Here is a 23,649-nt window from a genome sequence, read left to right as displayed (position 1 = left end):
GTTGCGGATGAGCATGGCATCGCGCAGGGTCCCGGGGCCGCGTCACCCACAGGATCTGCTGCGCGGACGACCACGCACTCCAGGGCGTCCTGCATGATGGCACGCGGAAGCCGCCGCGCGAGGCCGGCCATGGCTCTGCGCATTGCGGGGTCGCCGGTCTCGCTTCGCAGGCACATCACCGCAGTGGAAAACCAGACCCATGACACCGACAGGAGGAGCAGCCGCGTGACCAGCCGCGTTGCCTTCGTCTCGCCCGCCATGTGCCGGTCGCTGCGGCAGGCCCGTTTCTACGACGGAGACTCCATCGACGACATCGGCGCGGCCCGTGCCCGTGAGGCCGCCGGGTCACTGCCCGCGCCTGCGCGTGTCCTCATCTCCCCGAGTGTGCGCTGCCGGGACACGGCGGCTGCCCTCGGCTTCGATGGCGTGGAGTCGCCAGAGCTGGGCGGCCTGGACGTGGGCCGCTGGCAGGGCCACACACTGGATGCGGTGGGGGCTGCCGAACCGGAAGCCGTGGCCCTCTGGCTCGCCGATCCGCGCAGCGCACCCCACGGGGGTGAGTCCGTACATGCCCTGTGCCAGAGGGTCGCGCAGTGGCTGGAGGAAGCGCGAGCTGTCGAGGGTCGCACGCTCGCGGTCGTCGAGCCGGAGGTGGTGCGGGCTGCTGTCACAGCGGCGTTGGGGATATCCGCCACGGTCTTCTGGCGCCTCGACGTTCCGCCGCTGACGGTGACCGAACTCAGTGGACGGGCCGGGCGCTGGAATCTGCGGCTGGGACAACCCCTGGCCGTGCGTGACGTCGATGAGAACCTGTGACCGGTTGTTCAGGACGTCGAATCCCGGTGGCGACGCAGCAGCGCCGCCAACTCGCAGCGCAGGCAGGAGTTGTCGGTGTTCTTCTGGGTGGCCCGTTCTTCGCGGCACCTCGTCGAAGGCGTGTGGACCTGCTGCTCGCAGCCCTCTCCTTGTGCAGCTACCAGTGCCTCCAGGTCGTGAAGGAGCTCTTCGGTGCGTTTGGCTTGCTGGCCGAGGACCCGGACCCGGGCGCTCTGCCCGCCGATCTGCCGTCGGCTGGCGATCAGTTGGTCGTATTCCTCCAGGGTGAGGGCGACCGCCTGGCGGCCACCGTGGGTTATGTGGCGCGGCTGGGGGGTTCTGGCCACTCGGCTCCTCCGCTCCTGGACTGAGTGGTCCGCATCTGGTCGAGCTGCCTGTCAGTGCCGTTCGTGTGGCTGGGTGTGCTTCGGTGCCCGGGGAACGCCAGAGGGCCCCCGGATGGTTCCGAAGGGGCCCTCTGTTGTCTGGAAGGAATCAGTGCGCGGCCGGAACCACGCGGCCGCTCGCGGCCGTTGCCGGCTTGGGGTTCAACAGGCGTTCCGCCAGTTCACCGAAGAGCAGGCCGAAACCTGTCCACAGACTCAGCTGGATCGCCAGGGCCGAGAGCCGGAACCGCCAGAGCAAGGTGGCCGGGAAGTCTTTCGGCACCTCGTTGATGACAGGCAGGAACTGGTAGGCCAGGCCGATCACGACGGCGAAGGCCGCCACCGCGACCACCGTCGCCCACCAGGTGCCCAGGCCGGGCGCCAGGCGCTTGCCCAGGAGGGTGGCGGCGACCGCGAGGAGGACGCTGAGCAGCATCATCAGGAAGTACAGCGTGGTCCGCTTGCTGATGGTGTCGGGATCGCCGACCGACGGCGGGTTCGCCGGATACTTCAGGAAAGGCACGACATAGACGGCGAGCAGAGCGCAGCCGGACAGCAGCAGCGCCGTCGCCCGCGGGCTGAAGCGGCCCACGCGGCCCAGGGCGAAGCAGTAGGCGAGAGCGGCGATGCCGCCGAAGGCGACGCCGTACACGAGGACGCCGGTGGCGAGGCCGGCGGTGGATTGCAGGGAGCGGGAGACGACCTCCATCTCGTGCTCGTGGGAGTGCGCCGCCTCGAAGCTGATCGCCTTGTCGACGTTCGGCTCACCGAGGAGGTAGGCGACGAGGAGGGCGAACACGCCGGCCGCGAGACCGGCGAGCATGCCCCGCACGAGGAGGTTTCTTACCGATGCGGAGTTCATGGGAGTCGGGCGCCCCTCGCGTCAGTGGCAGGGGAAGCCGAGCAGGTGGCGGGCGTCGTGTACCCACTCGTGGACGTCCGTGCCGTTGAACACGGAGGTGGCGCCCTGCTCGGCGCCGACAAAGTACAGCAGGACCAGCATCAGGATGCCGAAGAAGACCGCCCAGGGAGCTATCGCCTTCAGCGGCAGCTTCGCGGGGATGGCGGGAGTGGTGGCTGTCGGCTGGGCGACGGTCTGCGCCATGGCAGAACCTCCTCTGGGAGTTCGCGTCCCATCTCGGTGGTGCACTGGACGACGGCCACGGGTCTGACTCACCGGACACCTGCGGTGTCTGGCACACAGTGGCGCGACCGTGCCGGATTCCCACCGGCTTCCGTCTCGCCGTCGTCGATATCGGACAGACCGTACCGCGTGACACGAGCACGGCCAAGACCGCCTCAGCCTGCGTGATCTTCCTCTCGCAGCGGGCGGGGCGGAACGGGTCTCATGGGAAAAGGGTTCGAACCAGCCTTCTCACCGAGCTGCACAGGTATTCCTCGCGATCTCGTCCGCCGGGCGCCCGAAGAACACCTCGAACCACTCCAGTGCCTTGGTCCGGTCACTCACGCACATGACGCTGTACAAGTCCACTCGGGTCGCTTCTCACCGCCGTGTCGGAAGTTTTCCACTGGCGCCGCGTCCTCGAAGGGGACATGGACGACGTCGGGGCGAGCGAAGTAGCGCCTTGTGTGGGCGCCGACGGCGAAGACCCCCTCCCCGGCACCCACGAGCGTCAGCGTCTCCTTGAACGCATCGCCGACGGACCGAGTGCGATCGGTCTCCCAGCGGGTGTCCGGCGCGGCGCCCGGTCCTGGCGCAGGGCTTCCGGCAGCGTCGGAGAGGTGCGGAAACGGGCCCGGCGTCGGCAACCGGCCGCGGGTGCGGGCCGTCGACGGCACCTGGGGGCGGGTGTTCACCGCGCCGATGGCCCATCCGCCGCGATCCGGCTCCCGGCCTGGGCCGCCGGGCAGGGCCGACGCCGATGAGGACTTCGGCCGGGCGGTCTCGGTGGACTCCCGGATCGTGCGGCTCACCAGCGTGCGGTCGGGTCCCGCACAATGGGGTCGCCCGATGTCCGTCCCGACCGAAACTGCGGAATTCCATGAGCCCTTTGATCGACCGGACTCGAATGGAGTCGGTCTTCAGCGCCGATGATCTGGTCGCTCTGGACGACGGTGTGCTGGCTGCCGTCGCGCATGAGCCGACCAGGATCTTCCTGCGCGAGGTCGGGCTGCCGGACCAGGTGGGCTGGTTCGAGTGGGACCGGTTCCTTCTCGACGGTGACCTGCGGATCGGCGGTGAGGCGTGGCAGGCCGTCGCGGAGAAGTACCCGAACTGCGCATTCGACATGTCGGCCTGGCTGACGCTCGGAGGGATCGCCCTTGACGACGTCATCGTCGATACCGCCACCGGCATCGTGTACTGCGTGCCGGAGGAAGGTGCGCCGCACCTGCTCAACAGCAGCATCGACGCCCTGGCGTACTTCCTGCACGCCCTGGAGGAGGAAAGGCCGGAGTACGACGCCGAGGCCGGCACCGACGAGGGTGTCGACCCCGAGGGAGCCGCGGACAGGCTTTCGCATCGGATGCGCCAAGCCGATCCCGCCGCCCTGCAAAATCCCGAATCGTCCTGGTTCGCGGTGCTGCGGTATGTGCGCAACCTTCTGCGGGGCTAGGGGGCTTGGTTGACGGGTGGTCTGCCGCCTCGGCTGCCGCGTCGCAGACACGATGGCCGCGTCGGTCCACCGGGACGGGGGGCGCGGCGCGGATGCCGCGTCGGCGCAGGTGTTCGCGGATCGAGCGGGACGAAAACGCTACTCTCCGAGCCGAGACCCGCGGCGTCTCTGGAGCCCATTTCCTCGGCGAGGTGGGCGGCAGCCGCCGGCTGCGCTCCGGCCCAGGTGGTCGCCAACGGTGGACTCGAAAGCGGGACTTCGCCGTGGAGCCAGTCCTCGTCCACGGTGATCATCGGCCGGTCGGGCCGGGTACAGCGTCCACGAGGACCGTCTCCTTTACGAAGCCGCATCCACCGACGGCGACGGGCGGGCGAGGCTGTGCAGCAGGTTGCCGAGCGCGGCGGTGAGGGTGGAGTGGCCGGCCTGGAACGTCACGCGGGGCCGTGTGCCGTACGTAAGCCGCTTTCTCCCGGCTTGCGTTCACCTCAGAGGCGAACGACACGAGGAACCGCTTCGCGCATCATACGTAGACCTTGAGTCACTTCAGTCGCTGTGGGGCTGCCATGGAGCGATCCCACCGGTGCACTTGTCCGAGAGCCTCGTTCACCCGGCGGCGGTGACTTGAGCGGACTGAGCCATGGCGGGCAGAGCCCAGCCCGGCCATGGTGCTGCCCTTCAAAAGAGCATTTTGTCCCGTCAGGGCTGTTTGAGAAGTGAGAGCGTTCGCGGGCGGACGACGCGATTCAACCGAACAGGCTCTGGCAGCGAGGGATCAGGCCGAGCTCGAAAAGACCGCTGCCCTCGAAGAGAAGGAGAAGGCGAGAAGGGGCGGGCCGCCGGAAGCCGGCCGCCAGGCCAGTCGCCGCCGGCGTTGTCGGCTTCGTGGCCATCAGGGCGCTGCCTGCGCCCTGGTGAGCGGCACCGGGTCTTCCCGGGCAGTGAACCACGACCGTGGGCAGGCGGGCGGTTCACGGGCCACCGGATCGCGGGGTCGGTCCGGTGGCCCAGAACGCGGGCTTGCCCGACGCCGCTCTTGGCTCGGGTGGCGGCTCAGCGGAGCAGCAGGGCGCGTATCACCTGGGTGATCTCGTCGGGCGCTTCCTCAGCCATGAAATGCCCCGCGCCGGTCAGCCGGTGTTCCAGGTCCGGCGCCCACACGCGCCAGACCGCTGCGGCGTCGTAGCCCAGTCGCGCACCCCAGTCCTGCTGGACGACCGTCACGGGCATGGCCAGCTGCGAGCCGGCGTCCTGGTCCGCTTGGTCGTGCGTGACGTCAATGCCCGCCGAGGCCCGGTAGTCCGCGACGATCGACGGCACAGCCGCGGCGCTGGCCCGCAGGTACGCGGCCCGGACCGGTTCCGGCATGGCCGCCGGGTCGCCGGCCCAAGCGTCGAGGAAGGAGCCGAAATAGGCGTCGGCACTGTTGGAGATCATCGTCTCCGGCAGACCCGGCGGCTGCGCCATGAGGAACAGGTGGTAGCCAACCGCTGCCGGGACACCGTGCAGGACGTTCCACATGTCCAAGGTCGGCACAACGTCGAGAATGCCCACGTGTGAGAGGGTCTCGGGATGGTCCAGGCCTGCCCGGAAGGCAACGAGAGCGCCTCGGTCGTGGCCGACCAGGGCGAAGCGCTCATGGCCGAGGGCTGCCGCCAGGGTGACGACATCGGCAGCCATGGTGCGCTTGGAGTACACCTCAGGACCGGTGGCCGCCGGCTTGTCACTGGCGCCGTAGCCGCGCAGGTCGGGACAGATCACCGTGTGCTCGTCGGCGAGCCGCTCGGCTACGTGCCGCCACATCAGGTGGGTCTGCGGAAAGCCGTGCAGCAGCACGATCGGGCTGCCGCTGCCGCCGACGGCAGCAGCGAGCTCCACTCCGTCCGCGCCGGGCAGACGGACGTGGTCGAAACCGGGGATGGCGAGCGTCATGAAGGCCCCCTCCTGGGGTCTGCGGACCGAAAGCCTCGGTCCGAGGACGGACGGGATCAGCGTGGGCGACGGCGATCAGCAGCCGATCAGTACGCTTCGACGCCACAGATCCGCGGCACGGAAGATGGAGGACATGCGAATCGACGTACTCGGTGCCGTGCGGGCCCTCCATGACGACGGCACCCCCGTCGACCTGGGCGGACCCCGCCACCGCGAGGTGCTCGCCCGGCTCGTCGCCGCCGAGGCACGGATGGTCCCCACCGACACCCTCGTGGACGACCTGTGGGCCGAGCCACCGGTGCGCGCCGTGGGTGCGTTGCGTACGTTCATCGCCGCGCTGCGCCGCGCCGTCGAACCCGACCGGCCACCCCGCACCCCGCCGCGCATCCTTGTCACGGAAGGACCCGGCTACGCGCTGCGCCTGCCGCGCCACACCGTGGACGTCCACCGGTTCGAGGACGCCCTGGCCCGCGCCCGGCGTACACCCGATGCGCTGCCCGACCTCGAGGCGGCCCTCGCAGCCTGGCGCGGTCCCGCCTACGCCGACGTGACCGACTCCTCCTGGGCCCAGCGCGAACGTACCCGGCTGGAGGAACTGAGGCTGGAGGGGAGAGAACTGCGCGCCCGTATCCTCCTCGACTCCGGTTCAGGAGCCGAGCTCATCGCCGAACTGGGCGCCCACGTCACCGAGCACCCCTGGCGCGAGCAGGCCTGGGGACTGCTGGCCCGCGCACTGCACCGGGCAGGCCGTCAGGCAGATGCGCTGGCCACCCTCCGCCGCGCCCGCACGATGCTCGCGGACCAGCTTGGGCTCGACCCCGGTGCCGACCTCCAGCGCCTGGAGACGGACATACTGCATGGAACTACGATGATCCAGGCGCCGCGTACTGTGTGGACCGCCGGCGTACGACTCGGACCGCGCACCACCGTCGAACTGGCCCGCACCCTGGCACTGGCGGGTGGCGACGCCCTCATCCATTCGCGGCGCGACCGCCTCGCCGCCGTCCAGGCGGCGGAGCGCACCGGAGACACCGCGCTGACCGCCCGCGTCATCGGCGCCTACGACGTGCCCGCCCTCTGGAGCCGGGCCGACGACCCCGAGCAGTCCCGCGCCGTCGTCGCGGCGGCCGAACGCACACTCACCGCGCTCGGCACCGACGGCCCGGCCGAACTACGCGCCCGCCTGCTGGCCACCGTCGCGGTCGAGAGCCGCAGCGCCGACCTGTCCGCCGCCGCACGCAGGCGCGCCGGACAGGCGGCGCGCGAGGCCGAGGCGCTGGCCCGGGAGCTGGGCGATCCTGCCCTGCTGGCGTTCGCCCTCAACGGCAAGTTCCTCCAGTCCTTCACCCGGCCCGGACTCGCGGCAGCACGGGACGTGATCGGCGCCGAGATCCTCGACCTGACCACCCGGCACGAGCTGCCGGACTTCGCCGTGCTCGGCAGGCTCATCCGCCTGCAATCCGCCTCCGCTGTCGGCGACCTCGACGGCGCGACCGCACACGCCGAGGCCGCCGAGCAGCTCGCCGTCAGCACCGAGGCCACTCTCGTCCCCGTACTCACCGGCTGGTTCCGGGCCCGGATCACGGCCGCGCGCAGCGCCGAACCGGGCGGACCGACGGCCGCCACGGCCGCGGCGCAGTACCGCGCCGCCGAAGACGCCCTCGCCGGGACAGCAGGCATGCCAGGACTGCACCGCGGCCTGTTCGCCCTCGCCCTCCTGGGCCTACGCCTCCTGCACGGCCGCCCGGCGCCCACCGATCCCGCCCTCGACTGGGGGCCGTACCGCCCCTGGACGCGCCCCTTGGTGCTGCTCGCCCAGAACCGTGACGAGGAAGCCCGTACCGCCCTGACTCTCACGCCCGAACCACCCCTTGATCACATGCAGGAGGCACTGTGGTGCCTGACGGCCCACGCCGCCGCCCGCCTCGACGAGCGCCCGGTCGCCGCCCACGCGGCAACGGCCCTGCGCACCGCCCAAACGGAACACGCGGGCGGGGCGAGTGGGATGCTGACGCTGGGGCCGGTGACGCGGTACCTGGCGGAGGCGGAAGCTTGCGCGAATGAGCGATGACCGACATCGTCCGCAGCCCCGCCTCCACCTGTCCGCCCCACCCACCTGTCCGCTCCACGCTGACCGGGCAAGACGGGTCCCGGACCAGCCCAGCCCCATGTGCACAACCGGTCGTCAGCACTCCTCGGAAACCCACGCCGGTAACAAAAGCCTGCCGGACACGGCGTTGTGGGGTGGTGTCCTGCGTCGTGTTCCACAGCGGGTGGCGCATGCCCTGAGAGACGCTGACGCTCGCCTGCGTTTCAAGCTCGGCCGCGCTGCATGCGCGGTCTGCGGCAAGACATGGCCGTCGGCACGGCAGCAGTGGCCTTCACCGCAGCGACCGGCCCTATCTGGCCGCCGGCCGCCACACTCTGCACAGTGCCGCGCCTGGTCAGCGTGGGACGGGTGCAGTCCGGCGCCCACCAGGGCCTGTCCGCGGATCATGCCGGGGCCGCCCACTGGCGCTGAATCGCTGTGGCGTCCCGCCGGACAAGGAGCTGGGTGGAGCAGGTTGGGCCCCGGCGTTAAATGCCTCGACATCGGTCGCGGTGATCGGGGACGCTTCGCGCGATGACCAGAATCGACGACACCCCACCCGCGTGGGACGAGCGCACCCAGCTCACCACCTTCCTCGACTACGCACGTGACACCGCCCGCGCCAAGTGCGCCGGCGTCTCCGCGGACAACGCACGCAAGGCGCTCCTGCCGGGCTCACCCCTGATGACCATGAGCGGGCTGATCAACCACCTCCGCTGGGTCGAGTACTACTGGTTCCAAGTGGTCTTCCTCGGCGAGGAGGACCGGGGCCCCTGGACCGAGGAGGACCCCGACCGCGAGATGCGTATCGCCGTCGACTTCCCGCTCACGCAGTTGCTCGACGAATACGCCGAACAGAGCGCCCGCTACCGCGAATTGGTCGCAGCGAACGGCCTGGAGAAGCATGCCCAGCGAGCCGTCCGCAACGGCCTCCACGTCGACCTGCGCTGGATCCTCCTCCACCTCACCGAGGAGACGGCCCGCCACAACGGCCACCTGGACATCCTGCGCGAGATGCTCGACGGCACGACCGGCGACTAGGGTCCGTCTTCCCACGGATCTTGCCCAGAGCGGGAACGACGCAAGACTGACCGCTGCCTCGTAGGAGGTGGCGGTCTTGTCGTATCTGGTCGCGATCCCGCGGAAGCCCTTGAGCCGGTTGAAACAGCGCTCGACGGTGTTGCGCCGGCGGTATGCCTCCCGGTCGAACCCGGGTGGCCTGCCGCCGCGGCGGCCCCGGTTGAGCCGGTGGCGCCGCTGGTCGGCCTTCTCCGGGATGGTGTGTGCGATGTCGCGTTCGCGCAGGTAGGCGCGGGAGCCGCGGGAGCTGTAGGCCTTGTCGGCGATGACCTGGTCAGGCCGGCAGCGAGGTCGGCCCAGGCCGGTGCGGGACCGCCGTCCAGGGCGTAGCGGCGGAAGCGGGTCCAGACGGCGAAGACGGACCCTGGACCACCACGAGCAACGCCGACTGTCCGGATTCTGAAACTGGTCCGGCCGTCACAACCCCCGGTCGCAGCCGCCCCGCCCCTCCCTGGGGATCGGGCCCTCGAACGGCGAGGACGGCTCGCGCCGGGCCAGGGCGTCGAGCCGTCCTCAGGGGTGGTGTGTGCGTGCGCTACCGCGCGACCGGACTCAGCGGTGGTGGGCGGCCGCCCAGGCCAGGGCCGGCACGAATCGCAGGGCGTCGATGGTGCCGACGCCGGTGGCCATGTCGTAGCCGTTGACAGCCTTGTAGCCGGTGACGCCGGCGTAGCTGTTGTCGGTGCCGTCGTTGACGTCGATGACGCCGGTGCCGCGGTGGCGAGCCAGGCCGTAGAGGGCTTCGTTGATGTCGCCGACCCGGTGTCCGGCGACCTGGTCGGCGAGGGCGACGATGCCGGAGAACAACGGGCTGGCCTCACTGGTGCCACCGGAGACGTCCCAGCCGCTGGCGGTCGGATCGAAGCTCGAGTAGATCCAGGCCCCGCCGTTGACCGCGGCAGCCATCGACACGTCCGGGGTGCCGCGGCGGGCGCCGACGACCTTCTTCACGCCGTTCTGGAAAGCCGGGCGGGAGAAGACGTGTGACTGGCCGCCGCCGCCCGCGCCGTTGTCGTTGTAGACGCTGTCCGGCTTGACGCGCCGGCCCTGGTCGTCCAGGTGCAGTTGCGTGCCGCCGATGGAAGTGACCAGCGGGTCCGAGGAGGGCCAGGAGTTGACACGCTCCTTGTAGTAGCCCTTGCCGTCCGCGGTCGCGTCGGTGGCACCGCCGTCGCCGGAGGAGGCGAGCACGGTGACGTGCTTGCGGTTCGCTTCCTGGAAGGCGTAGCGCAGCTTGGCGATGCTGGAGAAGTCGCCCTTCTCAAAGCCGGGGAAGGTGTTCTCGGTGGCGCCGAAGCTCTGGGTGATGACGTCGCCGACACCGCGGTCGATGAGGTACTTCTCGGCATCCATCATCTCCGGCAGACCGGTGGTGCCCTCGGTCTCGGCCACCGCGGTCTCCACCAGCACGATCCGGGCGCCGGGTGCCACGGCGTGCGCCATCTCGACGTCCAGCGTGCTCTCTCCGGCCCAGCCCGTCATGTCCGCGTTCTTGGGGTCGAAGACGGGGACCTTGCCCCACTTGACCACCTGCACCTTGGTGCTGGGCAGCCCGAACTGCTTGCTGTAGACGTCCAGGTCGTGCTGGATCGTCGGCGACCCGAACGAGTCGACGATGACGATCGTGCGTCCCTTGCCCGTGATGCCCTTGCGGTACAGCGGGTTGAGGTTGTACGCGGTGCGGTACTGGAGCGGGTTGTAGCAGGCGATCTTCCACTTGGCCTGGCACTGATCGGTGGGCAGTGGCGCGGCCACGCCGTGAACGAGGGTATGCCCGGCGATAGCCGGTACCGCCTTGGTGTGCGGCACGGCGGCGGGCGCAGCCGCGCTGGTGGCGCCGGCCGAGGGAGCGGTCGCCAGGGCGGCGGCGGCGAATGCGGCGGCGACGGTGGCGGACGCCGCAGCGGCGCCTCGTCCGGTACGGACTATGTGCACGAAATCTCCCCTGGGATGTGCGGAGTCGCACGAAGTGGTCTCGCACATCCCATCGATTAAGTCATGCACAGGACAAGGCGGTTGAACGGTCGATGCCGAATCCTTTACCCGCAGCGCACCTCGAAGACTGCGCCGGCCCGACGTAGGCGTGCCGTCCGAAGCGGTAGCGCCCACGACGGCTGACACAGTGCCGGATGACACCGATCGCGCCCGTGACACCCTGCTCGCCGGGTCTTCTGCGACCGCCTGCTGCGAGGCCTTGCCCCCGTGAGGTCTGGATCGTCCACCGCTGCCGGCCAGGCGAGTTCGGGCGCACTGTCAACCCTGGTTGATGCTCCTACGTCGTGGGCGGCAGCAAGCTGCTCTTGCACAACAGCCTGCCGTACGTTTCGCGCTGTCCGATCAGGGCGTACCGGCCGCGCGAGGCGGGCCTGTTGCCCGACCGGGCACAAGCGCCGTCATGGAAGGGAGCGCTGCGACGGTCTCGGACAGCGACCTGGCGGCCAGGCCGATACGGCGCTCTCCCCTTCTCCCAGGCCATAAGGGTTGGCGGCCTGATCTTCGTATCCCGGCAGGGGCCCTGAACCCGCTCACGCACGAGGTACCGGATGACTTCGCTGCCCAGGTGCGGCAGGTTCTGGACAATCTCGTCGCAGCCTTCGTCGCGGCAGGCAGCAGCCAGAAGCTGATCGTCAAGTGCACGGGAGAAGTCTCCGGTCGTACGGCCGAGCGACACCGTGGTCAGTCCGTGAGCGTTTCGGGAAGCGTCGCAGCCGGCCCCCGGCCCTTGGCCTCATCAGACAGTACCCCCGGGTGCTGCCTCGCCCGAGCCTTCGAGGTGCAGGGCGTCGAGGAGAGCGAGCTCGTCCTCGGAGAGCCGCAGGGCGCCCGCTGCCACGTTCGCCGCCACATGGCCCGGATCCCCGGTGCCCGGTATGGCCAGCACATGCGGGCCCCGGTGCAGGATCCAGGCGATCCGGATCTGGGCCGGACCGGCGTCGTGCGCCCGGGCGACGGCCAGGACCTCAGGGTGGGATGAGCTGGCGGATGAAAAAGGCCGAAGCAGTCGGGTTGTCAGCGATGAGGCATCCGACGTGTCACAGGTACTCGTTCAGCACGCTTTTGTCACCGGAACGACGCTCGAGATTGCCGTGCCAACGGCAAAGCATCCGGCGCGTCATAGAAGACGCGCCAGGGCCGCTTCGGACGGGCTCCCGGCCGTCGCCTGGTACACGATGATCACCTGTTGCTCTGCGCCGCCGACGGTGAGGGCCTGCCTTCGCAGGGCGAGGGTGCCGACGACCGGGTGCGCGAAGCGTTTGAGTTCGTCCCGGGCGGGCCGCGTCTCGTGCCGCGCCCACATACGACGGAACGCCTCGTCCGTCTCCAACTCTGCGAGCAGGCGGACGATTTTGGGGTCGCGTGGGTCGGCTTCGGCACGCAGGGCCGCTGCGGTCTGCGCGGCCACCTCCGCCCAGTCGGGGAAGAGCCGGCGGGACGCCGGGTCGAGGAACACCGCTCGGACCAGGTTGCTACCGGGCTCGTACATCGGGGCGAGCGCACGGGCCGGCTTGTTCGCCGCCAGCACGTCGAAGCACCGGTCGCGCACGTACGCAGGGCGGTCCGCCCACGCGTCGAGCAGCCGGTGCACGTCCGCGGAGACCGCGGTCCGCGACGGCGGCACGGGGGCGGGACCGGCGAGGGCGTGCAGGTGAGCGGAGGCGTAGGCGTCCAGCTTCAGCGCCCGCGCGAGGGAGCGCAGTACCTGGGGCGAAGGGTGCCGGTCGACGCCCTGTTCGAGCCGGACCAGGTACGGCTCGCTGATTCCGGCGAGCCGGGCCAGTTCCTCCCGGCGCAGTCCTGCCACCCGGCGACGTCCGCCGGCGGGCACCGCCACGTTCGCCGGAGCGACTCGTCCGCGCCGGGCCTTGAGGAAATCTCCCAGAAAGTTGTCGGCCGCCATGGTGCGAGGGTAACCCTGTGGGGGTGCTGGCTGCCGAGGCGTGAACGGCGCAGGCTCGATGCCATGAAGACCTGGTTCATCACCGGCGCGTCCCGCGGCTTCGGCCGTATCTGGGCCGAGGCCGCTCTCGACCGCGGCGACCTCGTCGCCGCCACCGCCCGCGATCCCGAGACCCTGCGGCCCCTCGTGGACGCCCACGGGGACAACGTTCTCCCCCTCCGCCTTGACGTGACGGACCGCACCGCCGCGATCGCCGCGGTGCAGCGGGCCGCCGAGTTCTTCGGCCGCCTGGACGTGGTCGTCAACAACGCGGGCTACGGCCTGTTCGGCATGGTCGAGGAAACCACCGAGGAACAAGCTCGCGCGCAGCTCGACACCAACCTGTTCGGCCCGTTGTGGGTGACGCAGGCGGCCCTGCCGTACCTCCGGGCCCAGGGCAGCGGTCACATCCTGCAGGTCTCCAGCCTCGGAGGCCTGGCCGCCTTCCCCACGCTCGGGCTGTACAACGCCTCCAAGTGGGCCCTGGAGGGGATGAGCGAGGCCCTGGCCCAGGAGGTCGCCCCCTTCGGGATCCACATGACTCTGGTCGAACCCGGCCCCTACGGCACCGACTGGTCGGGCGCCTCCGCAGTGCACACCGAGCCGCTCCCCGCCTACGAACCCGTCCGCGCCGCCCGCCGGGCCGGCGCGTCCGCCCGCACGCCCCAGGACGCGCGAGGCACCGCCGCCGTTGTCCTCGAACTCGTCGATACCGACGCACCGCCCCTGCGGCTCTTCCTCGGCACCTACCCCTATCCGGTGGTCGAGGCGGCCTATCGGAAGCGGCTCGACACGTGGAACGACTGGCGCTGCCTCGCGGCGAGGGCGTGACCGGTACGGAGCACTCCGCAGCGCCCAGGCTCTGCGCGCATCACCTGCTGCACGGCCCCGGCACCAGGCAGGGGGGCCTCGGCGGTAGCCGGGCATGTCCATGCCGGCGTGACACGAAGTGGTACTGCGCCGCGCAGGTCGGTGACAGCATACCCGTTTATGTGTCAACTACCGTGCTTGGTTCACGGATACGTTTCCGGCAGGTCTGGCATTCGGCCGGGTCAGCACCGGGGGGCAGCCTGCTGTACCCCGTGCAGGCCGGGGTGCCGCCACCCCCGCCCAAGGTGATGCTCGTCAGCCCGCGGGTGTGCCGATCTGGTGGCGTGAGGAACTCTGAACCTCCTCGGCCGCTACAGCTTCACCGACACCCTCCGTCCGCTGCACTGTCCGGGCGCACCGGACGGGGACGACGACGGGAGCGGAGGACTGATCGTGGCGTGATCCGGGCCGTGATGAGCGTGCGAGCTCTCGCCTTGGTCAGCCGCTTCGCGGCGGTCGCGCAACGCTGCACTGGCTGCTCCAGGTGCCGGAGACCGAGCACTGCACGGCCGGTCGACCGACCGTCCGCCGGTCAGCAACGACAGGCGCGCCGCGGTCGTGCTCAGCGAGGACGACGGAGAACTCTGCGAGTGCCGCGCGGCAGTCAAAGACCTCCAGGGGATGCTCCGCCGGAGCGAGTCCAGAAAGGCGAGGGCCGCTCCCTCGCACTCATGAAATGACGCTGCGTACCAGGCTGCCAGCCCGACTGGCCGTATCAGATCTGTTTCGTGCGCAACGCCTGCGACAGGGCGTCGACGGTCACGCCCACGATAGTCAGCAGCTGCGCCCGGCTCGCCCCGGCCCTGCTCATGACGGCGAGCGACTGGTTCACAGCCGCCGCGTGCAGAGCGAAGGCTTCGGCCTCCTGGTCGGTCAGTCGGCCGGCCTTCAGCGCGGCGCGCAGGCGCAGGCGTTGGAGGCCGAGCGCCTGCTTGGCGTGCGCTGCGACGCCGGGACTCAGCACTGGGATTGCCATGGCTGACTGGGCAATCAGGCATCCATCAGGCAGTTCGGGATCGGCGATGCGCTCGAGGGTGACGTCGAAGAACGCACGAAGAGCGCCAGCGGGTTCCGAGGCTGCACACGACAGGGCGGCGTCGTACTTCTCGCCATAGCGCGCGGCGTAGCGATCCAGGCAGCGCAGGAAGAGCGTGTCCTTGTCGCCCAGGGAAGCGTAGATGGAACTGCGGTTCAGGCCGGTCGCCCGAGACAAATCGTCCAATGAAGTGTCGGCGTAGCCATCGCGCCAGAACTGGATCATCGCGGCGTCGAGCGCCGTGTCCATGTCGAACTGCTTCTTGCCTGCCACGCGGTACTTCCTCGCCGATGCGTCGATGGTTCGGACTGTGTTGGCCACCATTCTATCTTGAACTAATCAGTTCAAGATGGGTAACCTTCAAGCGTGGTCATGGCCAGGCATTTCGCGCACTTCGCGGCCGGGCGAGCACACCGCGTGTCTCAGCCACCACCGTCAGCTACACCGGCCCAACCGCACACCTGACACCGACGGAGGATCCCCGTGACCGACCAAGCAACCGCCTCTCCACATGTCTCCGAAAGCAACCCCATCCGCGCCCTGCCCCTGCAGCATCTGGCCGGCTTCACTCACCGCTGGGTCGACGCGGACGGCGTCCGCCTTCATGCCGTAGAAGGCGGACGGCCGAGCGGCCCGACCGTCGTCCTGCTCGCTGGATTCCCGCAAACCTGGTGGGCCTGGCGAAAGGTGATGCCCGGCCTCGCCCACCGGTTCCACGTCATCGCGATCGACCTGCCAGGTCAGGGCCACTCCGAGCGTCCGGAGGGCAGCTACGACACGCACGCGGTCGCCGCGCACGTCCACGCCGCCGTGAAGGCTCTCGGAGTGTCGACTTACTTTCTGGTCGCCCACGACATCGGCGCCTGGGTCGCTTTCTCCCTCGCCCTGAACTTCGAGTGCCACCTGCGCGGGGTCGCGCTGCTCGACGCCGGAATTCCCGGCATCACTCTCCCGGAGGCGATTCCCACCGACCCGGATCGAGCGTGGAAAACCTGGCACTTCGCGTTCCACACCGTGCCCGACCTGCCCGAGACGCTGCTTGCCGGCCGCGAACGTCAGTACGTCGGCTGGTTTTTGAAGGTGAAGGCCCTGTCTCCCGACACGTTCGACGACGGCGAGCTGGACCACTACGCGGCGGCCGTCGCCGTTGACGGCGGCCTGCGCGCTTCCCTCGCGTACTACCGAGACGCCGCGGAGTCAGCGCGCAAGAACCGTGAGGCGCTCAAGTGGCGGCACCTGACCGTGCCCATCCTCGGAATCTCCAGCAGTCACGGCTCCGTTCCGGACATGGCCGCCTCCATCAGCCCGTGGGCCGACAACACCACCGGGATCGTCGTGCCCGGCGCTGGACACTTCATCCCCGACGAGCAGCCCGAAGCCATCACTGCCGCGATAGCAGACTTCATCGCCGACGACGACTGACACCCGTCGAACTACCGACCGCGTTGTCCAAGGCCGCGCGGTACTCAGACCACGAAATCTGACTGCCGCACGAGGCGAATTCACGAACGTCAGGATGGGCGCGGCCGTGGCAGCGAGCGTGGGCAGGCGGGCTCTCATCGTGCCCCTGCCACCGCGTCCGGAGCGGACTGTGTGCCGGCGCGCTCCAGGGCGCGGAGTGCGAGCAGCCCTCCGATGCCGGGAATGACGGCGCGCAGCGCGGCGCCGGTGCTGCGCTGCCGGTCGCGCCAGGTGGCCAGGACGCCGAAGAGCCAGGCGATCCCGTGGACAGGACCGAACAGCGCCGCGATCTGCTGGTCGTCCCCGGTGGCGATGTTGAGCAACAACACGGTGAGGCTCACCAGTTCGATGATGGCTGCAACACGCAGCGGCTTGCGTGCGAGCCGTGGCGCGGCTGCGGAGTCGGCGGTCATGGGTCACGCTCCCGTGGTGGAGCCTGGGCGGAGGACCATCAGGACGGTGACCGTCGCCCAGAGCAGATTGAAGGCGCCGGTCAGCATGGCCAGGCGCGCGGTCTGCACGCGCTCGACGACCGCCGTCCCGGGCGCGGATTCGGACAGGTCGGCGAGGAGGCGTTCCTGGGCCGGCAGAACCAGCAGCGCCAGCACCAGTGCTGCGGCACCGGTCAACACGATCGAGGTGATCAGCCAGGGGCTGCCCAGGACATGCAGCCGGCTCGCGGTGGCGAAGCCGAGGCATGGAACGGCCAGACCGACTGCGGCGTAGACGCGGCAGACGCGGTGCAGCACGCGTACGGTGGCCACCGCTTCGTTCCGGTCGGGCGAACCGGCGGCACGGCGGGCCGCGGCGGGGAACATGCTGCCCGCCACGGTCACCGGGCCGACGGCGACGATCGCCGCGAGCACGTGCAGGATGAGCAGGAGCTTGGTCATCACGGCTGCTCCGCGCCGCCGGCGGCGGACACCGGCGCGGGCCCCCGGTCACGCCAGACGACGCCGCGGCGCTCATAGGCGAACAGCTGCTCCACCGCGAGCGCGATCTTCGGCCCGATCTCCCGGTCCAGCAGATACAGGCCCAGGTCGAGGCCGGAGGTGACGCCGCCGGCGGTGACCAGGTCGCCGTCGTCGACGACCCGGCCCGGGACGACGTGCACGCCGCCCGCGCCGAGCAGGTCCACACCCTGGTGATGGGTGGTGGCGTGGCGGCCGTGCACAAGTCCGGCCATCGACAGCACCAGTGACCCGCCGCACACCGTGGCCACCGTGGTGCCCTCTGCGGCCAGCGCGGCGGCCAGCAACTTCGGGAGTTCGGTGGTCAGCGCACGGCCGAGGATCGCAGGAATCTGTTCCTCGGCGGAGCCGTCCGCGCCCTGCCCCGGGAGCCTGCCGGCCGCGCCCGGGACGACGACCAGGTCCGCGCGGTCCGGGGCCAGAGAAGCTCCGGCCGACAACGTGACGCCGGGGATTCCGCTCGGCACCTGCCTGCTTCCTTCAGCGGAGACGAGTTCGACGGTCACCCGATCCGTGAAGGTTCGGGCGGCGCTGAAGACTTCGAACGGGGCGATGACGTCCAAAGGGTCGAAACCATCGAAGAGGACGAACTGGGCCAGCATCTGCGACTCTCATTTCCCTGGGTGCTTGACTGCCGCGCTCACGCTAGGCGGCACAACAGACCCCGCCCATGGGCTTGAATGACACAAATCAACGAGTTCTCGCCACTTCGCCGACCAGCGCTTTCCCGGCAGACAACCTCGGGACCAGGGCAATCCGGTACGGCTGGAAGTGGGCGTAGTCTGCGCGGATGCACACGGTTGCGATTCTCGCGCTGGACCGGACGGTGGCCTTCGACATGGCCATCCCGGTGGAGGTGTTCGGACGCGTGCGTCTGCCGGACGGGCGTCGCCCCTACCGGGTCCGCGTCTGCGGTACCCGACCGGAGGTGCCGACCGAAACGTTCACCATCCGAGCGCCCTGGGGTCTGGACGGCCTCGCCGACGCCGACACGATCATCGTGCCCGGCCGGGAGGAACATGCGGGCCCGCCCCCGGTCGAGGCTCTTCAGGCTCTGCGCGACGCCGCCGCCCACGGCGCACGCATCGCAACGATCTGCGGCGGCGCCTTCACCTTGGCCGCCACCGGTCTGCTGGACGGCCTGGCCGCCACCACTCACTGGATCGCCGCTGATCAGCTCGCCCGGCAGTACCCGACCATCGAAGTGCGCCCGGACGTCCTCTACGTGGACAACGGTCAACTGCTCACCTCTGCCGGGGCATCCGCCGGCATGGACCTGTGCCTGCATATGATCCGCAGCGACTTGGGCTCGGCCGTCGCCGCGGACGCGGCCCGACTGGCCGTCACCCCCTTGGAACGAGAGGGCGGCCAGGCCCAGTACATCGTCCACGGCCCCCCGCCGCTGCCTCGCGGCTCACTTCTGGAACCGACTCTGGCCTGGATCCAGGACCACCTCGGCGAGGACCTCACCCTGGAAGCCATGGCTGCCCGCTGCGCCATGAGCACCCGCACCTTCAGCCGCCGTTTCCGTGAACAGACCGGCACGACCCCGCTGCAATGGCTGCTCCGCGCACGCGTCCGGCACGCCCAGTACCTGCTCGAGAACAGCGATCATTCCGTCGAGCGCATCGCCGTACAGGCCGGTTTCGGATCCGCCACCGCCTTCCGTGAACGGTTCAAGCGCGTCACCGGTACGACTCCGCATACGTACCGGGCAACCTGGAAAGCCACCGAGTCAGATCGAACCTCTACCGCACCCAACTGACGTGCGCAGCGTCGAAATGCCCGCACTGTGCGCCGCGGACCCACGCCTGCTCCATCCCCTCGGCGAGCAAACCCCGTGTGACGGCCGAATGTCCCCCGCCGGCGCCGGCCCCCGGCGACGCCCCTCCCTCTGTGCCGGATTTCGTACGCGGAGACAGCTTCGTCATCTCCGGCGATCCCGCATGGCGTGAAGCAGCCCGCGAGTTCGAGGACCCGTCCCCGACCGTCCCGCCTGCCACCGCAGTCCGGTTTGGACGTTGCGTGCGGCGGAGCGAGGAGTTGCCAAAGCCTCACCGCCGAATGCGGAGCTCCCTCGTGTCCCCGGTGAGGACCCGGGCCCGGCCGAGGAGACGGCCGGGTGGAGCATTCCTACGTGCCGCAAGGATGTCCTTCCTCGCCGCAAACCGCAGCCTCGCCGTCACGGAGCATCCCCGGGTTGGCGGGAAGGACGCCCCAGAACAGGGGCTCGAACGGCGGGCTCACGCGCGCCGAACCCGGGCTTGGCGGTGGGCGGGGTGCGTACCACCGCTGCAGCGCTTGCGCCCTACCACAAGGGTCCGTGCAGCGTTGCGCACCACTCGTCCACGAGCTGGGGCGGGGACGCTCGGTCGGTACGGGTGCTGGACCGCGGCGGAGGAGATGACCCGTGATCTTCAGGCGACCCGTGTCCCGTCCAACACCTCGGTCGAGGCGCTGGACGGCGGCCCCGCCTGATCCGTCAGGGCGGGGTAGTCGTTGTAGCCGGTGGCTCCGCCCACATACATGAAGTACCGGTCCCGGACCGGGTTGAGCGGTGCTCCGAGGCGAAGCCGGGTGACCAGATCCGGGTTGGCGAGGAAGGGCCGGCCGAGCGCGACCAGGTCGGCGCCGGCCGCCAGCATCTCCCGCGCGGCCCGGGTGACGGCCTGCGTGGACAGGGCGGCCAGGTCGGGGTTGCCGATCAGGATGCCGGGCCAGTCGGCGCGGATCCGCCGGTACCAGCCGGTGGACGGGTCGGAGCGCACCAGGTGCAGATAGGCGAGGTCCAGCCCCTTCAGGCGGTCCAGGAGCGTGGCGTAGAGGCCGTCGGTGTCCTCTTCCAGAACGCCGTTGACCGTGCTCGTGGGGGAGATACGGATGCCCACCCGGTCCGCGCCGATCGCGTCGGCCACCGCCTCGGTCACCTCTGCCGCGAACCGCACGCGCCGCTGGACCGAGCCGCCGTAGCCGTCGGTTCGGCGGTTGGTGTTGTCCGCGAGGAACTGGTGCAGCAGCATCCCGTTGGCCGAGTGGACCTCCACGCCCTCGAAGCCCGCGTCGACGGCCCGGCGTGCCGCGGCGGCGAAGTCGTCGATCGTGGCCCGGATGTCGTTGGTCGTCATCGCGCGCGGGACGGCGGCCTGCCGGTGGCCCTGTGGTGTGAAGATCGTCTCCGGCAGCGGGAGGGGGGAGGGTGCGAGGGGCGTGAGGCCGGTGGTCGCCGGGTGGCTGACCCGGCCCCCGTGCTGGAGCTGCAGGAACATCCGTCCGCCGGCCGCCCGCACCGCATCGGTGACCCGCCGCCAGCCGGCGGTGTGCCGGTCGGTGTGGATCGCGGTGATGTCCGGGTACGTCTGCCCGACCGGGTTGGGCGTCGAACCCTCGGCGATGATCAGCCCGGCAGAGGCCCGCTGAGCGTAGTGGGTGACCATCAGATTCGTCGGGGTACCGTCGGCCTCCGCACGGTTGCGGGTCAGCGGGGCCATCACGAGGTGGTTGGGGAGGGCGAGCCGGCCGAGCCGGGCGGGGGCGAGGAAGTCCGTTGTCCGCGTCATGCCGGCACGGTAAAACTTGACACTGATGTGAGGTTCAAGCTCTCTTCCGTCGGAGGTGGACATGCGGATCGGTGAACTGGCCCGGCGCACAGGCGTCAGCGAGCGGTCGCTGCGCTACTACGAGACCCAGGAGCTTCTCACCGCCGAGCGCACCCCCGGCGGCCACCGCGACTACCCGGAGGCGGCCGTCGACCGGGTCATCCGCATCCAGGAGCTGTACGCGGCCGGGCTGCACAGCGAGAAGATCCGGCAGCTGCTGCCCTGCATGCGCGACCGGGACGGCGGACCCTCCGCGATCGCCACTCCCCGTCTGGTGCAGGACCTGAGCGCCGAGCGCGAGCGGATCGACCGCATGATCGCCGACCTGCGCCGTTCCCGGGAGACCCTGGACGAGGTCATCCGCACGGCCCGGAACGCCTGACCGGCCGTACCTCCGGACCGGCTCGTGCCGGGACGGCAGAGTGCCGGGGGCGCGGTGCCGGGGCGCCAGTACGGCCGCCGAGAGGTCCCGTGACTGTGGTTGCGGGGCGGCCGCAGCCTGGTCAGGCACTCGGCTTCCTCTCCAGATGCCGCTCCTCCGGCCGCGTTGTGCTGGGTTGGCCGAAAGCCACCGCGGCTTATTCGCCGGTGCGTCATCCGCGTCCGCGGCAACGCTCCGCGGCGGCCCGGCCGGCCCGGTCATCCCGCCACCGCGCTACTCATCCCACCACCGGCGGCGCCGTGATCCTCAGCCCACCACCGGCTGTGCCGCGAGGAACTCTTCCACCGCCTTTCTTGCCCGGCGGTCGAACTCGGCGTACTGGGCCTCGCGTCGGGCTCCCGCGACCGCTTCGCCGACCAGCAGGTTGCCCTCGGTGTCGAGTCGCTGGGGGCGCTCCTCGGCGTCGGGGAGGAGGGCGACGGAGGAGTGGGAGAACCCGCAGTAGTAGGCGATGCCTTCGCTCAGGTTGGTCTCCAGCACGGCGCGCATCCCCTCCGCGACGGGATCGTCGGAGGTGACACCGGCCAGGCCCAGCCACAGCATGCGCTTGCCGGCCAGGCGGGGCTTGCTGCGTCCGTAGGCGAATCCGTAGTTCCACACGCGGTCGATCCAGCCCTTGAGGAGGGCAGGCACGCTCTGCCAGTACACGGGGAACACGGCGACGACGAGATCGGCGTCGAGGATGCGCCGCATGTGGGCCCGGGCCTCGTCGGAGTACGGCTTGTCCCGGTCACCCCAGTCGGGCTGGTCCGCCACGTTCATCCGCGGGTCGAACGCTTCGGCGTGCAGGTCGAGCAGGTCGACGCCGTATCCGGCGCCCTTCAGTTGTGCGACGGTACGGCGGGCGGTGTGCGCCGTGAGGGAGTCGGCGCGGTGGTGAGCCATGACCACCAGGGCGGTCCCGGCTGCGTTGGCGAGGTGCGGCATCGTTTCTCCTGACTGGTGTCCGTCGGTGCTGCCGTCCCAGTACACGAGTGATCGACTGGATGATCCATAGGGGAAACGCTTCATGGCATAGGAGTTCGTCTACGATGGCCCCCGTGGATCCCTTGAGTTCTCTGCTCAGCGGCATCCGGGCCGAGGGCTCGGTGGTCAGCAACGCTGTGCTGGAAGCGCCTTGGACCATCCGCTTCGCCGACGGCGCTCCGCTCACCATGGTCAGCGTGCTGCGCGGCGCCGGCACGCTGCGCCTGCCCGACGGAACCGAACGAGCGGTCCGCGCCGGTGACACGGCCGTCGTACGCGGCCCGGACACGTTTCACCTCAGCGACGGGCCGGCCTCCTTCGACCGTCCCCGCGCCGAGTACGCGATCGCCTGCTTCACGGAATCCGCCGAGTGCACCGGTGAGGACCTCGGCGGCATCCACTGGGGCAATGATCCGGACGGAGCGACCGCGCTGGTCGTGGGCGCCTACCGTGCCTCGGGCCGTCGCCACGAGCGACTGCTGCGCGGCCTGCCGCCGGTGCTGGTGGTCAGCGCGGACGCCGACGTCTGCGACTGGCTGGAGCAGGCCGCCGCGGACGCCGCCCGGCGCTCGGCCGGCTCGCAGGCGCTGATGGACCGTCTGCTGGACTGGGCCCTGGTGTGCACGCTGCGCGCCTGGTTCGAGGAAGCACGTTCGGAGGCGCCGGACTGGTACCGCGGTCTGGCCGACCCGATGCTCGCCCCCGCTCTCCAGGCCTTCCACGCCGAGCCCGCCCGGAGGTGGACGGTGGCCGCGCTCGCGGCCGAGTCCGGCGTCTCCAGGGCGCTGTTCGCCAAGCGCTTCACCGAGATCATGGGCCGTCCTCCGCTCGCCTATGTGACCGAATGCCGTATGGACGAGGCCGAGGCGCTGCTGTGCGAGACCGACCTCGCCATCGCCCGGATCGCCACATCCGTCGGCTACGCCGATGCCTTCGGCTTCAGCGCCGCGTTCAAGCGCCACCGCGGCCTGAGCCCCAGCGTCTTCCGCACCGCCGCGGCCTGACGGTGTGATCCGCCGAGGGCAATGCGACGCGGTGGGTCATACGGTCACCTGGTGACCGGCCCGGCGCAGTGCTGCGACGGCTTCGTCGAGCCGATCGGCCGGGACGAGCACGAGGTCTCCTTCGTGGCTCGCGGCGGTCCGGACCGGGAGGTCGCCGGCGGCGAGCGGCGCGACGATGGCGCTGAGCATCCCCGTCGCCTCCGGGTCGTGCGCATCATCGCCGTTCCACAGCGCCGCCCATCCGTCCTCGGCCGTGTCGTCGCGCAGCATCGCCGCACCTCCGTCCGGTCCCTGTACCAGCGCGAGCAGGTCGGAGTCGGCGGCAACCGCGCTGAATCGGACACCCGCGGGAGAACGAAGCGGCCCTCCAGCACGCGCAGATTCTGCGGCCGAGCCGCCGGCACCATGGTCAAGTGCCGCTGGCGCGGCTCCCCCGGTGATGCGGGACCACGAATCGCTCGTTCACCTCGTCCATCGCCGTCACAAGCCA

General features: G+C 70.2%; 22 protein-coding genes, 2 pseudogenes and 1 riboswitch. Of the genes and pseudogenes, 9 read left to right on the top strand and 15 right to left on the bottom strand.

The genetic code is table 11. The features are described 5' to 3' along the window. The first annotated feature begins 225 nt into the window (after positions 1-225). Positions 226-816, top strand: a complete 591-nt coding sequence (locus ACZ64A_RS28155) for a histidine phosphatase family protein (protein WP_469814317.1) — start codon at positions 226-228, stop codon at positions 814-816. An 8-nt stretch (positions 817-824) separates the two neighbouring features. Here ACZ64A_RS28155 and ACZ64A_RS28150 read toward each other — a convergent pair whose 3' ends face one another. The 3 genes from ACZ64A_RS28150 to ACZ64A_RS28140 form a co-directional block, all read right to left on the bottom strand. Beyond that, entirely contained in the window at positions 825-1,163 is a 339-nt protein-coding gene (locus tag ACZ64A_RS28150) for a hypothetical protein (RefSeq protein ID WP_469814241.1), read from the bottom strand. 148 nt (positions 1,164-1,311) lie between these two features. Continuing rightward, complete coding sequence (locus ACZ64A_RS28145) at positions 1,312-2,064, bottom strand: CbtA family protein (RefSeq protein ID WP_469814240.1); 753 nt, start codon at positions 2,062-2,064, stop codon at positions 1,312-1,314. 21 nt (positions 2,065-2,085) lie between these two features. After that, entirely contained in the window at positions 2,086-2,307 is a 222-nt protein-coding gene (locus ACZ64A_RS28140) for a CbtB domain-containing protein (RefSeq protein WP_208030505.1), read from the bottom strand. A 35-nt stretch (positions 2,308-2,342) separates the two neighbouring features. Beyond that, positions 2,343-2,486: riboswitch (cobalamin riboswitch) on the bottom strand. A gap of 728 nt (positions 2,487-3,214) precedes the next feature. On the opposite strand from ACZ64A_RS28140, the gene ACZ64A_RS28135 reads away from it, so the two are divergent. Next, a complete protein-coding gene (locus tag ACZ64A_RS28135; RefSeq protein ID WP_469814238.1) occupies positions 3,215-3,778 on the top strand; it encodes an SUKH-4 family immunity protein in 564 nt (187 codons plus the stop codon). Positions 3,779-4,828: 1,050 nt separating this feature from the next. On the opposite strand, the gene ACZ64A_RS28130 is transcribed toward ACZ64A_RS28135, so the two are convergent. Continuing rightward, on the bottom strand, positions 4,829-5,707 hold the full coding sequence (locus ACZ64A_RS28130; protein WP_469814237.1) for an alpha/beta fold hydrolase: 879 nt from the start codon (positions 5,705-5,707) through the stop codon (positions 4,829-4,831). 133 nt (positions 5,708-5,840) lie between these two features. Here ACZ64A_RS28130 and ACZ64A_RS28125 point away from each other — a divergent pair, with 133 nt between their 5' ends. Beyond that, positions 5,841-7,778, top strand: a complete 1,938-nt coding sequence (locus tag ACZ64A_RS28125) for an AfsR/SARP family transcriptional regulator (RefSeq protein WP_469814236.1) — start codon at positions 5,841-5,843, stop codon at positions 7,776-7,778. A 552-nt stretch (positions 7,779-8,330) separates the two neighbouring features. Further along, positions 8,331-8,837: a DinB family protein gene (locus ACZ64A_RS28120; protein ID WP_469814234.1), complete on the top strand. Its 507-nt coding sequence runs from the start codon at positions 8,331-8,333 to the stop codon at positions 8,835-8,837. An 18-nt stretch (positions 8,838-8,855) separates the two neighbouring features. On the opposite strand, the pseudogene ACZ64A_RS28115 reads toward ACZ64A_RS28120, so the two are convergent. The 4 genes and pseudogenes from ACZ64A_RS28115 to ACZ64A_RS28100 all read right to left on the bottom strand — a co-directional run. Beyond that, positions 8,856-9,194, bottom strand: a pseudogene (locus ACZ64A_RS28115) (transposase); the annotation flags it as partial. A 234-nt stretch (positions 9,195-9,428) separates the two neighbouring features. Next, on the bottom strand, positions 9,429-10,811 hold the full coding sequence (locus ACZ64A_RS28110) for a S53 family peptidase (protein ID WP_469814232.1): 1,383 nt from the start codon (positions 10,809-10,811) through the stop codon (positions 9,429-9,431). Positions 10,812-11,607: 796 nt separating this feature from the next. Then, positions 11,608-11,868, bottom strand: a pseudogene (locus ACZ64A_RS28105) (aldo/keto reductase); the annotation flags it as partial. Between the two features lie 120 nt (positions 11,869-11,988). Further along, on the bottom strand, positions 11,989-12,774 hold the full coding sequence (locus ACZ64A_RS28100; RefSeq protein ID WP_469814230.1) for a helix-turn-helix domain-containing protein: 786 nt from the start codon (positions 12,772-12,774) through the stop codon (positions 11,989-11,991). A 63-nt stretch (positions 12,775-12,837) separates the two neighbouring features. On the opposite strand from ACZ64A_RS28100, the gene ACZ64A_RS28095 reads away from it, so the two are divergent. Further along, positions 12,838-13,644 (top strand): SDR family NAD(P)-dependent oxidoreductase, encoded by an 807-nt coding sequence (locus tag ACZ64A_RS28095; protein ID WP_469814229.1) that lies wholly within the window; start codon positions 12,838-12,840, stop codon positions 13,642-13,644. A 754-nt stretch (positions 13,645-14,398) separates the two neighbouring features. Here ACZ64A_RS28095 and ACZ64A_RS28090 read toward each other — a convergent pair. Then, positions 14,399-14,992: a TetR/AcrR family transcriptional regulator gene (locus ACZ64A_RS28090; protein ID WP_469814227.1), complete on the bottom strand. Its 594-nt coding sequence runs from the start codon at positions 14,990-14,992 to the stop codon at positions 14,399-14,401. Positions 14,993-15,202: 210 nt separating this feature from the next. Between ACZ64A_RS28090 and ACZ64A_RS28085 the strand changes: the two genes are divergently transcribed. Beyond that, complete coding sequence (locus ACZ64A_RS28085; protein ID WP_469814225.1) at positions 15,203-16,141, top strand: alpha/beta fold hydrolase; 939 nt, start codon at positions 15,203-15,205, stop codon at positions 16,139-16,141. A gap of 134 nt (positions 16,142-16,275) precedes the next feature. Here the strand turns inward: ACZ64A_RS28085 and ACZ64A_RS28080 are convergent, their stop codons facing one another. The 3 genes from ACZ64A_RS28080 to ACZ64A_RS28070 are packed head-to-tail and all read right to left on the bottom strand — an operon-like array spanning position 16,276 to position 17,753. Continuing rightward, a complete protein-coding gene (locus ACZ64A_RS28080; protein ID WP_469814224.1) occupies positions 16,276-16,593 on the bottom strand; it encodes a hypothetical protein in 318 nt (105 codons plus the stop codon). A gap of 3 nt (positions 16,594-16,596) precedes the next feature. After that, positions 16,597-17,073 (bottom strand): DUF2269 family protein, encoded by a 477-nt coding sequence (locus ACZ64A_RS28075; RefSeq protein ID WP_469814222.1) that lies wholly within the window; start codon positions 17,071-17,073, stop codon positions 16,597-16,599. Then, positions 17,073-17,753, bottom strand: a complete 681-nt coding sequence (locus ACZ64A_RS28070) for a DJ-1/PfpI family protein (RefSeq protein ID WP_469814221.1) — start codon at positions 17,751-17,753, stop codon at positions 17,073-17,075. The genes ACZ64A_RS28075 and ACZ64A_RS28070 overlap by 1 nt, the downstream gene beginning before the upstream one ends. Positions 17,754-17,941: 188 nt before the next feature. On the opposite strand from ACZ64A_RS28070, the gene ACZ64A_RS28065 reads away from it, so the two are divergent. Beyond that, the gene (locus ACZ64A_RS28065) at positions 17,942-18,916 is read left to right on the top strand and encodes a GlxA family transcriptional regulator (RefSeq protein ID WP_469814219.1); all 975 of its coding nucleotides are present in this window, start codon (positions 17,942-17,944) and stop codon (positions 18,914-18,916) included. 652 nt (positions 18,917-19,568) lie between these two features. Here the strand turns inward: ACZ64A_RS28065 and ACZ64A_RS28060 are convergent. Next, positions 19,569-20,708 (bottom strand): alkene reductase, encoded by a 1,140-nt coding sequence (locus tag ACZ64A_RS28060; protein WP_469814217.1) that lies wholly within the window; start codon positions 20,706-20,708, stop codon positions 19,569-19,571. Between the two features lie 61 nt (positions 20,709-20,769). Between ACZ64A_RS28060 and ACZ64A_RS28055 the strand changes: the two genes are divergently transcribed. Further along, on the top strand, positions 20,770-21,129 hold the full coding sequence (locus ACZ64A_RS28055) for a MerR family transcriptional regulator (RefSeq protein ID WP_469814215.1): 360 nt from the start codon (positions 20,770-20,772) through the stop codon (positions 21,127-21,129). Between the two features lie 306 nt (positions 21,130-21,435). Here ACZ64A_RS28055 and ACZ64A_RS28050 read toward each other — a convergent pair whose 3' ends face one another. Continuing rightward, on the bottom strand, positions 21,436-22,116 hold the full coding sequence (locus tag ACZ64A_RS28050; protein WP_469814214.1) for an NAD(P)H oxidoreductase: 681 nt from the start codon (positions 22,114-22,116) through the stop codon (positions 21,436-21,438). Between the two features lie 113 nt (positions 22,117-22,229). On the opposite strand from ACZ64A_RS28050, the gene ACZ64A_RS28045 reads away from it, so the two are divergent. After that, positions 22,230-23,159, top strand: coding sequence for an AraC family transcriptional regulator (locus tag ACZ64A_RS28045; protein ID WP_469814212.1), 930 nt, complete (start codon positions 22,230-22,232; stop codon positions 23,157-23,159). A 36-nt stretch (positions 23,160-23,195) separates the two neighbouring features. Here the strand turns inward: ACZ64A_RS28045 and ACZ64A_RS28040 are convergent, their stop codons facing one another. Next, the gene (locus ACZ64A_RS28040) at positions 23,196-23,429 is read right to left on the bottom strand and encodes an ACT domain-containing protein (protein WP_469814210.1); all 234 of its coding nucleotides are present in this window, start codon (positions 23,427-23,429) and stop codon (positions 23,196-23,198) included. Between the last annotated feature and the right edge of the window lie 220 nt (positions 23,430-23,649).

This window comes from Streptomyces sp. NPDC104814, assembly GCF_055583185.1.
This window is presented reverse-complemented; position numbering and strand designations above follow the sequence as displayed.